The following is a 12,928-nucleotide window of genomic DNA, read 5'->3' as shown; positions in this document are numbered from 1 at the left end:
TTAAGTTTGAATCACCCCCACATTAAATTGCTCCTTAATTGGCGCATGATTAGCTGCCTGAATGCCTTTAGAAATCACTTTTCTAGTCTCTAAAGGATCGATAATTCCATCTACCCAAAGGCGAGAAGCGGCATAATATGGACTGAGTTGTTCGTTATAGCTGTTGGTAATTTCTTCCAACAAAGCTTCTTCTTCCTCTTTACTAATTTCTTTGCCCTGACTTTTTAGCGAAGCCACCTTAATTTGAAGCAAGGTTTTCGCGGCACTTGCCCCACTCATTACCGCAATTTGCGCAGTTGGCCAAGCATAAATCAATCTAGGGTCATAAGCTTTTCCGCACATGGCATAGTTCCCCGCCCCATAAGAATTACCTATAACGATGGTGAATTTAGGAACAACGGAGTTAGCCATGGCATTTACCATTTTGGCTCCATCTTTAATAATTCCTCCATGTTCGGCACGACTGCCCACCATAAAACCGCTCACATCTTGCAAAAATACCAAGGGAATTTTCCTTTGGTTGCAGTTCATAATAAAGCGAGCAGACTTATCGGCAGAATCAGAATAAATCACTCCGCCCATCTGCATTTCGCCCTTTTTCGATTTTACGATTTTTCGCTGATTGGCTACAATTCCCACAGCCCATCCATCGATACGCGCATAACCACAAACGATAGATTGACCATAATTCTCTTTGTATTCTTCGAACTCAGAATCATCTACTATGCGCGAAATGATATCTCTAATATCATAAGGCTTCGTTCTATTTTCTGGCATAATGCCATAGAGCTCTTTTGGGTTTTCCTTAGGCTCTGCGGGCTCTTTTCTATCGAAACCTGCCTTTTCAAAACCTCCAATTTTGTCGAAAATACTTCGGATATAATCCAAACAGGCCTGATCGTTCGGGAATTTATTATCGGTAACGCCTGAAATTTCAGAATGTGTAGTGGCTCCTCCTAGCGTTTCATTATCAATATCTTCACCAATTGCGGCTTTCACCAAGTAAGATCCAGCTAGAAATATTGACCCAGTTTTGTCAACAATCGCTGCCTCATCGCTCATAATAGGCAAATAGGCACCGCCCGCTACACAACTGCCCATAATTGCAGCTACCTGAATAATGCCCATGGAAGACATTTTCGCATTATTTCTGAATTGACGGCCGAAATGTTCTTTATCAGGAAAGATTTCATCTTGCATTGGCAGAAAAACCCCCGCACTATCCACCAAATAGATAATCGGTAATCGGTTTTCCATGGCAACCTCTTGGGCCCTTAAGTTCTTCTTGGCCGTAATTGGGAACCACGCACCAGCTTTTACGGTGGCGTCATTCGCCACGATTACACAATCTCTTCCGCTTACTTGACCAATTCCTGTCACCACTCCTCCCGATGGGCAACCTCCTTGTTCTTTGTACATTCTATCACCTGCAAAAGCTGCTATTTCTAAAAAATCGCTTCCTTCATCAGTTAAATAATCAATACGTTCGCGGGCTGTAAGCTTGCCCTTTTTGTGCTGGGATTCAATCTTTTTTTCACCTCCCCCCAGCTTTACAGTTTTTAATTTTTGATTTAACCTATACACCAATTGGCGCATGGCGTCATCGTTTTTGTTGAATTCTATATCCATAACAAAACGTGTTTACCCGGCAATTTGCCGGTCCAATTTCCATAGTTTACTTAGTGTCTAAATTAGACCCAAGTTTGGTTAAATCAAATGCGGAATAAGTCTTATCGGATTATTTGTTAGACTTTCTGCCATCGGCTGGCGGTCTATTTCTTCTTCCAAACAAAGAAAAATGAACATATCGTTTAGGATTGTAGCGCAAATCTTGGAACAAGCTATCCAGATCGGTCATGGTGAGCGTCAACGCATTGTATAAGGAATCGTTGGTCATCAATTTGCCTAAGGTTCCTTCATTAGAATTGAGTTGATCCATAAAGGATTGGGTTCCCATAAGCACAGAATCAATTCTTACTAAACGGGCTTCTAGGTCAATGGCATTAAGTTTTTCTCCCAAGGCAGTGTATTCATCAAGCAAAGGTTTCACCCCACCCATTGCCGCTACAAGAGAATCACTAACATAATCAAACCTCAATTTAATTTGCTCCATGGCAACATTTATAGAGTTGGTCATGGTCACCAAATTATCGGAAAGACTTTTAAAATTATCGATTGCCAGTGCAATGGTATCTTTTCTTGAAGCAAAAGGTTCTAGTACTTCACTGATTTTATTTACAACAGAATTCAGGCTACTGGCTGCAGAAAGGCCTTCTTCAGTAAGCATTTCGGTTATGCCTCTATCAACATCTCCTTCCAGATAGTCACCAGTTTCAAGAACCCTCGTGCCTTCGTGATTTAAAATGACTTGCACTTCAAGTCCACCTAGCAAATCTGGTTTGGCCAGCCTTGCCATAGTGCCTTCTTTCATCTTAATGGTTTTGTCAATGGCTAAGGTTACCAAGATTTCGTTGTAAGCATCTGTACTGAATTTTCTTTCCAGCACACTACCTACAACCAATCCATTAAGAATAACCTTATCACCTTTATTTAGGCCACTAATGTTGTTATACTTGACGTAATAGGTGTTTAGGGGAGAGAATACATCGAGGCCTCTCAAATAATTGAACCCTATATATAACGCGGCCAACATAAGTACCGCGAATAGACCTACCTTAAATTCTTTACCCTTTGCCAAAATTTATTTCGTTGATTCTAAATATTTAACATAATCTCTGATTCCTCGAAAAATAGCCGATGCTAAATAATCTTGAACCTGTTCTGTACCTAACTCTTTTTCTTCCTTAGGGTTTGTAAGATAGCCAAGTTCTATCAAAACACTTGGCATTGCTGTGTTCCACAACACCCATAAACTGGATTGTTTTACTCCCCTACTTTTTCTTCCGGCACGCTTAGAAAACTGTTCTTCAACGTTTTGAGCCAACAAAATACTGTTTTCTTGGTAGGCTTCCTGCATAATAGAAAAAGCAATATTAACTTCTTGTGAAGTTGGATCGAAGCCCTGATATTTTTCTTTGTAGTCTTCTTCCAGCAAAATTACAGAGTTTTCTCTTTTTGCCACTTCAAAATTTCTACCCTCGTTCTTAACTCCCATCACAAAGGTTTCGGTTCCATATACATGGGAATTACCGGGCGGCATGGCATTGGCATGTATAGAAACAAATAAATCTGCATCCGCATCATTGGCCAGGATGGCACGAACTTTGGGATGGCTGTATTCATCTGTTTTTCGAGTATAAATGACCTCTACATTATCTAAAAGCTCCTCTAAATATTTGCCTACTTTGAGCGAAACGGCTAATACTACATCTTTTTCAAGAAGTTTATCGCCATGTGTGCCGCTATCTTTGCCCCCATGCCCAGGGTCTATTACCACCTTGAACTTAGGGGCTTTTTCTTGGGCAATTGTTTTATAAGGGTTAAAAGATGCTACTGCGAATGAGAGGACGAGGAAAACAAATACATTATTTTTCACTTTGGTTCGCATAAAAATGGTTATTGGAATACCTTTACGCAAAAATCTGAATTTTTTCCAAAAAGCGAAAAAGCCTTTGAGTTTGGCAAAAAACATATCTTTCATTCTACTACTATCACTGGTTGCAAGTGGTTTGTGGGCTCAGGAAAAAAGGTTGACCAATGAATCGTTGACCATAGAACCTAAGCCTTTAAAACAAGATTCTACAACAACCAGGCCAGTAGGCACCGACACCTTAAAAGTGAAGTCTAACGGCATTGAAACCACTATTTTATATTATGCCGAAGATTCCATTATAACAACTACTGCAACAAACGTAACGCATTTATATGGTAATGCTTATATAGAATACGGAGATATAAAATTAGATGCGGCCGAAATTATTATTGATAGAAACAATAGTGAATTAATTGCCCGAGGAGTACAAGATTCTACAGGCAATTGGCAAGGGCTACCCGTTTTTCAAGATGGAAATGGGGTTTACGAAACCCGAGGGATACGCTATAATTTTGCCAGCAACAGAGCAAAAATCACCGGTGTTGTAACACAACAAGCTGAAGGTTACCTATCAGGCGAACAAATAAAGAAGAATGAGGATGGAAGCGCCTATGTAAAAGGAGGGAAATTCATTCCCTGCGATGACCTTATGGCCACCACCTACATTAAGGCCAAAAAGATTAAGGTAATCCCTGGTGATAAGGTAATTACAGGCCCCTTCTTACTTTATATTGGTGGCATCCCCACAATTTTTGGTTTGCCTTTCGGCTTTTTCCCAGACACCAATGACAATTCACGATCCGGAATCATTCTGCCAAAATATGGAGAAGAAAGAATTAGAGGCTTAAAGCTTGAAGAAGGTGGATATTTCTTTGGCAATAATGAATACATAACCACAGCCATAACAGGCTCTTTCTTTTCTAAAGGAAGCTGGGGACTAGGAGCCAGATCTACCTACAAAAAACGATATAGTTTCAGTGGGAATTTCGATGTAAGATACACGAAAAACAAGACTCCATCCTATGAAGAAAACCCTCTTGACTCTAAAGATTTCTGGGTTTCATGGTCACACAGACCCGAATCAAAGGGGAACTCTCGCTTTTCTGCCAGTGTAAACGCAGGAACAAGCACTTATAACAGGAACAATCTTTCTACCCAAAATTTCCAGAATAATGTACGATCAGAGTTTCGTTCAAACGTTTCCTTATCTGGCAGTATCCCTGGCAGCCCGTTCACTTATTCATTAAGTGCAAGACATAATCAAAATGTTCAGACTAACATCCTTGATGTCTCCCTTCCAGAGTTTTCATTGAACATGAATCGGGTCACTCCATTTAAAAGCTCAAAAATTGACATTATTAAACGTTTCAATTTTGCATGGAACTTCAATACCGCTAACCGTATAACCAATTTAGTACGCCCTAATACTGCAAGCTTTGACATTATTAACACAGCGGAAGAGTCGGACACTGTTCAAGTCACATTTGCAAATCTTCCTACTTTGATTGCGAATGGACAAAACGGGGCTAAGCACACTCTTCCTATCTCTACTTCTTTTTCTTTCTTAAAACATTTAACCATGACCCCATCATTCAATGTGGAAGAATTGTGGTACTTAAAGGAATTGGATTACACGTACATTGAAGATCAAAATGCAGTAAGAGTAGACACTATTGATGGCTTTTCTAGGTCTACCACTTACGGTGCTAGCATAGGGATTTCAACTCAGCTTTACGGAATGGCCAACTTCCCTAATTCAAGGAAAATAGAAGCTATTCGACACATCATGACTCCTTCTTTGAGCTTTGGTTACCGCCCCGACTTTGGACAAGAGAAGTTTGGTTATTACCAAAATGTTCAGGTAGACACTACCTCAACCGGGGAACCTGTATTTCGACAACTCTCTATTTATAATGGCTTTTTATATGGAGCTCCTTCCCTTGGAGAATCTGCTTCAGTAGGTTTTTCTTTAAACAATAAGGTCGAAATGAAAGTAAGGAGCGACACTGCCAAATCTGAAAAAGTGGCTTTGATAGAAAACCTTAGCTTAAACACGAGTTATAACTTTTTAGCAGATTCTTTCAACCTTTCGAATGTAACCGTGAACATGAGAACAAGCTTGTTCAAAAAGAAAGTGAGTTTGAATGCGGGAATAGTTTTAGACCCATATACGTATCTCACCACATTTGATGGAGAAGAAAAAAATATTAGAAGAGTCAATTCTGTGTCCTTAATTAACGGAAAAGGCCTTGGCCAATTAAGAAGTGGTAGATTTTCATTAAGTACAAACCTAAATTCTAAAGCCTCCAATAGTGGTTCAAGCACATCAAATATGGCTAGTCGATTTAGCTCGAACACCTTAAATGATGGTTTCACAGACCCTATGATGAACGATGGCTACGACAACAACCCCACAGGCCAATACGGCTCGCTCAACGATGGGGACGCCCTTCAACCCAAGCGGCAAGTAACAGATTATTTCAGCGACCCGAACAGTTATGTCGACCTGAATGTACCATGGAACGTGAGGCTTAGTTACGATTACAGTTTCACTCGAAACTTGACCAATAATGAATTTAAGACTGTCACTCGACAGTCCGTAAAAATGAGTGGCAATATTGAATTAGCATCCAAATGGAGGCTTACTTTCAACTCTGGTTTTGACCTAGAAATGAAAAAATTCATCCAAAGTTCACTTGGAATCTACAGAGATTTAGGTTGTTGGGAACTTAGCGGAAACTGGATTCCGTTTGGCCGTTACACCAGCTACACCGTAGACCTTAGAATAAAGGCAAACATGCTGAAAGACTTAAAACTTAGTAGAAGAAGAAGTTTCTTCGATAATTAATCAACAAAAGCCCTTCACTGATGCATCAATGAAGGGCTTTTGTTTTAAGTCTATTTATCTTTTTTAGATGGAAATCGATAACGTATTCCATAACTACCACGCAAGACATCCAAATCGGAAAAAGCTAGAATTGGAGCGACTTCTACATGGAAACCAAAATTTTTCTTTTCAAATGGGTAAACATTCAGACCGACAGGAATAACCAGACCTTCATACCTATTCACTCTTACTCCTAATCCAGCATAAAGCTGATAATCTGATTCTCTCTTAAAAAAACGTGTAATTACTATTTCTGGAGATGTGTCATCAAAAAAAGTATCGACCGAAACCCTAGCCTCGGCCATATACTTTCCTTTAATTTCATAATTAACGCCCACAAAAGGTAAGTTAGACTGATGAAAACTGACTCCGAATTGAGCCATAGACTTAAGTGAGCACAAAAGGCCCAAGACTAAAAAAAATGTTATTCTTCTCATTATTCTAAATTTAATTATGGGATAAACACAAAAATCAAACCTAAAAACGGAGAGCTCAGGGCAAAATCTGATGCTTTTAAAATAAAAACAGAAAAGAGAAGTTTATTAAAATAAAAAAGGCTCCACAAGGGAGCCTTAAATGTTTTCGTGACCTCGGCAGGATTCAAACCTGCAACCTCTTGAGCCGTAATCAAGTGCACTATTCAGTTATGCTACGAGGCCAAAACAGCGGATTTTGTTAAATCCAGTTAAATTGGACTGCAAAGGTAAAGAAATCTTTTTCTTTGCAAAACCTAGTTATTAATACTTTCAAAAAATACTATCTTTGCCACGCTCAAGAAACTGAAACTCATGGGGAAAAAAATTGGATTGCTACTTGTATTATTTTTTATGTTTGGCTCTGTTGCGAAAGCACAAAGACCAGATTTACCGGGAAGTCTTGTTGTAGACTTAGGACTTAACACTTGGAGCAAGGCACCGAACAGAATAGACTTCAATACTTTTCAATCTAAAACTGTAAACATTGTTTACTATTACGACCTTCCTATAGGCGATAAAGGCTTTACCTTTACCCCTGGTATCGGGCTGGGTTTTGAAAAGTATTCATTTTCTAACGACAGTACTTTAGTTTCGTCTATTAGTAATGGAAGCAGAACCGTAAGCGCAGCCTCTCTTTCTTCTGTTTATCCTGATGCTGACACTTTTGACAAAGTTAAACTAGGGTTAAACTACCTGGACATTCCTTTGGAGTTTAGATACTACACCAGCAAAAACAACATGAATCGCGGCTTTAGAGTGGCTCTTGGAGGAAAAGTTGGCGTTCTGTATTCTTCATTTACAAAGGCGAAATACCAAGACATTTTAGCCGATAACCACATGGTTAAAAATCGCCAGGATTTGGGCTTCAACAGAATTAGATACGGAGCGCAAGCTAGAGTTGGCTTTGGCGGATTCAGCCTCTTCGGATACTACGAACTTTCAAACAAGTTTGACACGCCTCCCGTAGGCGGAAAAGACACTAAGGTTTTCACATTAGGGCTTTCAATCACAGGTTTCTAAACAAACCTTCAACGACATCAATAAAAAAGGGAAGATTTGATCTTCCCTTTTTTATTTCCTTTAGTTTTTTAGAATATCATTTGCCTTTAAACTCTGGCTTTCTTTTCTCCAAAAAAGCAGTTGTACCTTCTTTATAATCATAAGTTGCTCCCGCAATCTCTTGGCAATAAGCTTCATATTCCAACATTTCATTCAAAGAAGAACCTTGCGATTTGTTCAACATCTTTTTCATTAAACCAATGGCCTTTGTTGGTGCTGAAGCATAATAATCGGTGTAATGCTTTACTGCTGAATCCAACTCATCATCAGGAACACATTTAGAAATCAAACCTATTTTTTCAGCTTCCGAAGCAGAAACTCGAGTGCCCATTGTGGCTAATTCGAAAGCCTTACTGCTCCCTACTAGTCTTGGCAAGAAATAAGAAGAGCCAGAATCGAGAACCAAACCTATATTTACGAAAACCTCAATCAATTTGGCGCTTTCGGCAGCCACCACTAAATCGCAAGCCAAAGCAAATGAACAACCTGCTCCAGCAGCCACTCCATTCAATCTGCAAATAACTGGCTTTGGCAGTTCTCTAATTGCCTTCACAATCGGATTGTATCTTTTATACAGCAACTCCGAGAACGACCTATTGGGATGTTCTGCCGAAGCCTTCAGATCTTGGCCTGAACAAAAAGCCCTTCCTTCTCCTGTAAAAACCAGAACCCTGATTTCATCATCCTTTTTCACCTCTTTTAATGCAGCTTGGATTTCGAATGTAATTTCATCATTCAAAGCATTATAAACTTCAGGTCGATTTAAGGTGAGAGTGGCCACTCCGCCATTCTTTTCAAACTTTATAAACTCGTACATAGGCTTAAACAAATAGAAGTATGGAAAAATAGCAAACCAGGAAACCCAAGAGAAATCCTGCGAGAACTCTTTCGGTTTGTGCGCGTTTAGATACAAACGAGCCCAAATTACTATTCCACATAACAAAACGGATACAATTAAAGGCAACATTAAAGTGTTGCTCGGGAAAATCTTAGAGTAGATAAAGATGAAACCTACCCAGCCAGCAATACCAGCGGCATGTGCACTTATTTTCCAGTAGAAAGTAACGATGTTAGTCAAAACCACAACTACCGTCATAGCAATCATGGAAACCGTCATTACAGGGTTAAACCATTCTTGCTTGGTCATCAAATAAGTGACTACCACATAAAAAATAGAAATGAAGAGAAAGGGCAAGTAACGATCCCTTCTGTCGGTCATGTTTAAATCTTTTACCACCTTGGTAACCCTAAACATGATTACCGTAAGTACAGGAATCAAACAAGTGGTTAAAAAAATCAAAGACAAAACGGTAAACTTGCCGTTTTCAGTCAAATTAGAACTATTATCTATGCGGTATAAATAGGTGTAGAACACCAAAGCCGGCATAATTAATGGCTGAAAAATTACCGAAATTAACTTTGCTAAAAATCTCAAACCTTACAGTTCCTTTCTTAACCTTGCTACTGGAATATTCAATTGCTCTCTATATTTAGCAACTGTTCTTCTAGCGATATTATAACCTTTTGCTTTAAGAGATTTCTCCAGCTTATCATCCGACAGCGGTTTACGCTTATCTTCACCATCAATTAACTGACGAAGAATATTTTTCACTTCGCGGCTACTAGCATCTTCTCCCGAAGTAGTAGAAATACCTTCTGAGAAAAAGTATTTCAAAGGAAAAATCCCAAAATCTGTTTGAACTGATTTTGAATTAGCCACACGGGAAACCGTTGAAATATCCATATTGATTTCATTGGCAATATCCTTCAAAATCATAGGGCGAAGCTTGGTTTCATCACCTTCTTGAAAGAAGTCATACTGAAATCTGACAATGGCATCCATTGTTCTAAGCAAAGTATTTTGGCGTTGCTTAATGGCATCTATGAACCATTTGGCTGCATCTAACTTTTGCTTCACAAATGAAACCGTTTCCTTAAGCTTCTTATCCTTTTTGTCACTTTTATCATACGCTGAAAACATGTCAGAATATGACTGACTTACCCTTAACTCTGGTGCATTTCTTGAATTGAGCGTCAAATCAAGGCTGCCATTGTTATTGGTAAGAATAAAATCAGGAATTAAGTACTGGGTTTTTACCAAGCCTCCAGAAACGCCTCCGGGTTTCGGGTTTAACTTAGTGATTAAGTTTACAGCATCTTTCATCAGAATCTCATCTTCTAGATTGAGTTTCTTCATGATTTTATCATAATGCTTTTTGGTAAACTCATCGAAGCAAAAGGTAAGTATATTTTTAGCCGCTTCAACCACAGGATCGGGCTCTTCTTCGTCCCACTTTCTATCCAACTGAATCAGCAAACATTCTTTCAGGTTTCGAGCTCCAATGCCAGGCGGATCAAACTGCTGAATTTCTCTAAGTAAGTCCTCGAGTTCTTCAACATCTGTATCTACATTTTGGGCAAACGCAAGGTCGTTCACAATGGCATCCAACTCTCTGCGGATGTAACCATCACCCTCTATACTACCCAAAAGTTGCTTTGCAATAATTGTCTGACGATCGTCCAAACCTAAAAAACCAAGCTGCATTTCAAGCTGATCATTCAGTGAGCTCTGCATGGCCACGGGCATTTCCCTATCTTCATCATCAGAATAGTTGCCATCGCCTTGCATTTTATAGCCTGCGTAATCATCATCACCCAAGTAATCTTCTACGTTAAGATCTTCGGTGGCTGAGGTTTCTTCGGAATAGTCTTCAAAATCCTCCTCGTTTGTTTGAGCCTCAGGTTCTTCCCTACCCTCTTCCAACGCTGGATTGATTTCCAACTCTTCCTCAATTCGCGTATCAAGCTCTGCCGTAGGCACTTGCAACAGTTTAATAAACTGTATTTGCTGCGGAGAGAGCTTCTGACTTAACGATTGACTTAAACTGAGTTTCTGCATGGATCAAAAAATTGAATTCCGAGTACATTCAAATTTAGGAGAAAGTATCGAGTAACAAATCAGTTCGGGAGACTTTTTAACAAAAATCATGCAATTTTTTCAAACCGCCCTTTTTACTGTCATTTTCAAACTTTTCTCACTTTGATTTAATCCTAAACTCTCCACAGTTCGGTTTGTTTGTTTTTCACAGTTCACGTTGTGAATCACTTCAAAAAATAGTTGTTTTGCGTTCACTTTTATGAAATACCGATAAAGGGTTTGTTATGACAAAGAGAATTAAAATCGAGAAACTTCTAAAAGGCAGCGAAGCCAACATAGAAGTAACTGTAATGGGTTGGGTTAGAACGAAAAGAGGCAATAAAAACGTAAATTTTATTGCTCTTAACGATGGCTCGACAATTAATAATTTGCAGATCGTAGCAGACCCTAATACAATTTCAGAAGACACCCTGAAACTAGTAACTACTGGCGCATGTATTTCGGTTGTTGGTACACTGGTTGAATCTCAAGGTGCTGGCCAGAAATACGAAGTGAATGCCAAAACTATTGAGGTTTTCGGCACGGCTGATCCTGAAAAATATCCGCTTCAGCCTAAAAAACACTCTATGGAATTCTTGAGGGAAATCGCACACTTGCGCCCAAGAACGAACACTTTCGGAGCTGTTTTCAGAATACGTCACGCCATGGCCTATGCTGTTCACCATTTCTTTAATGAGAAAGGCTTCTTCTATATGCACACACCTATCATTACGGGTTCTGATGCGGAAGGAGCTGGCGAAATGTTCAGAGTAACGACTTTAGACGCTAAAAACCCTCCGCTAAACGAGGATGGTTCAGTAAATTATAAAGAGGATTTCTTCGAAAAAGAAACAAACCTTACCGTTTCAGGACAGCTGGAAGGCGAACTGGGCGCTATGGCTCTTTCGGACATTTACACTTTCGGCCCAACCTTCCGTGCAGAAAACTCAAATACAACACGTCATTTGGCAGAGTTCTGGATGATTGAGCCAGAAATGGCCTTTTATGACCTGAAAGACAACATGGATTTGGCTGAAGAATTTCTTCAGTACTTGGTTAAATACGCGCTAGAACATTGCGCTGACGACTTGGCATTTTTGGAGCAGAGACTTCTAGATGAAGAGAAGAACAAGCCTGCCAATGAGAAAAGCGAGATGACGCTAACCGAGAAACTCAAGTTTGTGGTAGAAAATCGTTTTGAGCGCGTTACTTACACCGAAGCGATCGATATTTTGAGAAATTCAAAGCCTAATAAAAAGAAGAAATTTCAATATTTGATCGAAGGCTGGGGTGCTGATTTACAATCTGAACACGAGCGTTATTTGGTAGAAAAACATTTCAATAAACCCGTAATTCTTACCAACTACCCTAAAGACATCAAGTCGTTCTACATGAGGATGAATGAAGACGAAAAAACAGTTGGTGCAATGGACATTCTTTTCCCGGGCATTGGAGAAATCGTGGGAGGTTCCCAAAGAGAGGAAAGACTGGACAAGCTAGTAGCAAGAATGGAAGAAATGGGAGTGCCTGCCGATGACATGCAGTGGTATTTGGACACCAGAAGGTTTGGTTCAGCGCCACATAGCGGCTTCGGACTTGGATTTGAAAGGCTAATTATTTTCGTGACAGGCATGGCAAACATCCGTGACGTAATTCCTTTCCCAAGAACCCCAGGTAATGCCGAGTTCTAAAAACGAAAGAATAAGACACAAAAAAGGCCTCAAATGAGGCCTTTTTATTTATCCACTTAATCTAAATTACTTCTTAGAAAACCGGACGGTTTGTTGAAACTTGGACTGACCATCTTTCACCAGAACTAGATAGTATCCACGGGGAAAGGAAGTTACATCTACCCGAAACCTCTTTTCATCTAGCTCATCCAAACTCATATCCATTTTGGACCCAATAATATTTCTGATTTCAATCTTCGGATTTTTCAAATCCAACTTTGAAAGATCGATGGTAAGAAAATCGGATGTAGGATTTGGAAAAACTTCTACTTTAACTTTTGGATCTCCTTTTGAAGAAAGCTGGGCAATTGCCTCACTTTGAGCCTTAACCATCACAGAAAAAATCATGAATGATAAAATCATCAT

At 39.5% G+C, this 12,928-nt stretch carries 10 protein-coding genes and 1 tRNA gene; 3 read left to right on the top strand and 8 right to left on the bottom strand.

Going from position 1 to position 12,928, the window contains the following annotated elements:
* The 3 genes from ACXACJ_RS02630 to ACXACJ_RS02620 all read right to left on the bottom strand — a co-directional run bounded on the left by ACXACJ_RS02630 (window position 1) and on the right by ACXACJ_RS02620 (window position 3,601).
* Window positions 1-1,629 (bottom strand): acyl-CoA carboxylase subunit beta, encoded by a 1,629-nt coding sequence (locus tag ACXACJ_RS02630; RefSeq protein WP_475132714.1) that lies wholly within the window; start codon window positions 1,627-1,629, stop codon window positions 1-3.
* A 109-nt stretch (window positions 1,630-1,738) separates the two neighbouring features.
* Complete coding sequence (locus tag ACXACJ_RS02625; RefSeq protein WP_475132713.1) at window positions 1,739-2,698, bottom strand: MlaD family protein; 960 nt, start codon at window positions 2,696-2,698, stop codon at window positions 1,739-1,741.
* A gap of 3 nt (window positions 2,699-2,701) precedes the next feature.
* On the bottom strand, window positions 2,702-3,601 hold the full coding sequence (locus ACXACJ_RS02620; protein ID WP_475132712.1) for an N-acetylmuramoyl-L-alanine amidase family protein: 900 nt from the start codon (window positions 3,599-3,601) through the stop codon (window positions 2,702-2,704).
* Here ACXACJ_RS02620 and ACXACJ_RS02615 point away from each other — a divergent pair.
* On the top strand, window positions 3,579-6,341 hold the full coding sequence (locus ACXACJ_RS02615) for a putative LPS assembly protein LptD (RefSeq protein ID WP_475132711.1): 2,763 nt from the start codon (window positions 3,579-3,581) through the stop codon (window positions 6,339-6,341). The two genes, ACXACJ_RS02620 and ACXACJ_RS02615, sit on opposite strands and share 23 nt — an antisense overlap.
* A gap of 50 nt (window positions 6,342-6,391) precedes the next feature.
* Here the strand turns inward: ACXACJ_RS02615 and ACXACJ_RS02610 are convergent, their stop codons facing one another.
* Both ACXACJ_RS02610 and ACXACJ_RS02605 read right to left on the bottom strand, forming a co-directional pair.
* Entirely contained in the window at window positions 6,392-6,817 is a 426-nt protein-coding gene (locus ACXACJ_RS02610; protein WP_475132710.1) for a hypothetical protein, read from the bottom strand.
* 148 nt (window positions 6,818-6,965) lie between these two features.
* Window positions 6,966-7,039 (bottom strand) — tRNA-Arg (locus tag ACXACJ_RS02605).
* Window positions 7,040-7,168: 129 nt separating this feature from the next.
* Between ACXACJ_RS02605 and ACXACJ_RS02600 the strand changes: the two genes are divergently transcribed.
* Window positions 7,169-7,876, top strand: a complete 708-nt coding sequence (locus tag ACXACJ_RS02600; protein ID WP_475132709.1) for an outer membrane beta-barrel protein — start codon at window positions 7,169-7,171, stop codon at window positions 7,874-7,876.
* Window positions 7,877-7,952: 76 nt separating this feature from the next.
* Here the strand turns inward: ACXACJ_RS02600 and ACXACJ_RS02595 are convergent, their stop codons facing one another.
* Window positions 7,953-9,302 carry an enoyl-CoA hydratase-related protein gene (locus tag ACXACJ_RS02595; protein WP_475132708.1) on the bottom strand — a complete coding sequence of 450 codons (1,350 nt, stop codon included), beginning with the start codon at window positions 9,300-9,302 and terminating at the stop codon, window positions 7,953-7,955.
* 51 nt (window positions 9,303-9,353) lie between these two features.
* Window positions 9,354-10,814, bottom strand: a complete 1,461-nt coding sequence (rpoN, locus tag ACXACJ_RS02590; RefSeq protein ID WP_475132707.1) for an RNA polymerase factor sigma-54 — start codon at window positions 10,812-10,814, stop codon at window positions 9,354-9,356.
* A gap of 263 nt (window positions 10,815-11,077) precedes the next feature.
* On the opposite strand from rpoN, the gene asnS reads away from it, so the two are divergent.
* Window positions 11,078-12,523, top strand: a complete 1,446-nt coding sequence (asnS, locus tag ACXACJ_RS02585) for an asparagine--tRNA ligase (RefSeq protein ID WP_475132706.1) — start codon at window positions 11,078-11,080, stop codon at window positions 12,521-12,523.
* A gap of 66 nt (window positions 12,524-12,589) precedes the next feature.
* On the opposite strand, the gene ACXACJ_RS02580 is transcribed toward asnS, so the two are convergent.
* Window positions 12,590-12,928 carry a T9SS type A sorting domain-containing protein gene (locus ACXACJ_RS02580; protein ID WP_475132705.1) on the bottom strand — a complete coding sequence of 113 codons (339 nt, stop codon included), beginning with the start codon at window positions 12,926-12,928 and terminating at the stop codon, window positions 12,590-12,592.

Source organism: Roseivirga sp. AWQ4_251, assembly GCF_056158225.1.
The sequence above is the reverse complement of the archived record's forward strand: the minus strand, read 5'-3'. Positions and strand labels throughout refer to the sequence as shown.

Coding starts and splice junctions, on each gene's coding strand:
- ACXACJ_RS02630 (WP_475132714.1), bottom strand. CDS start 1,629: ATGGATATAGAATTCAACAAAAACGATGACGCCATGCGCCAATTGGTG.
- ACXACJ_RS02620 (WP_475132712.1), bottom strand. CDS start 3,601: ATGAAAGATATGTTTTTTGCCAAACTCAAAGGCTTTTTCGCTTTTTGG.
- ACXACJ_RS02610 (WP_475132710.1), bottom strand. CDS start 6,817: ATGAGAAGAATAACATTTTTTTTAGTCTTGGGCCTTTTGTGCTCACTT.
- ACXACJ_RS02600 (WP_475132709.1), top strand. CDS start 7,169: ATGGGGAAAAAAATTGGATTGCTACTTGTATTATTTTTTATGTTTGGC.
- ACXACJ_RS02595 (WP_475132708.1), bottom strand. CDS start 9,302: ATGCCGGCTTTGGTGTTCTACACCTATTTATACCGCATAGATAATAGT.
- rpoN (WP_475132707.1), bottom strand. CDS start 10,814: ATGCAGAAACTCAGTTTAAGTCAATCGTTAAGTCAGAAGCTCTCTCCG.
- asnS (WP_475132706.1), top strand. CDS start 11,078: ATGACAAAGAGAATTAAAATCGAGAAACTTCTAAAAGGCAGCGAAGCC.
- ACXACJ_RS02580 (WP_475132705.1), bottom strand. CDS start 12,928: ATGATGATTTTATCATTCATGATTTTTTCTGTGATGGTTAAGGCTCAA.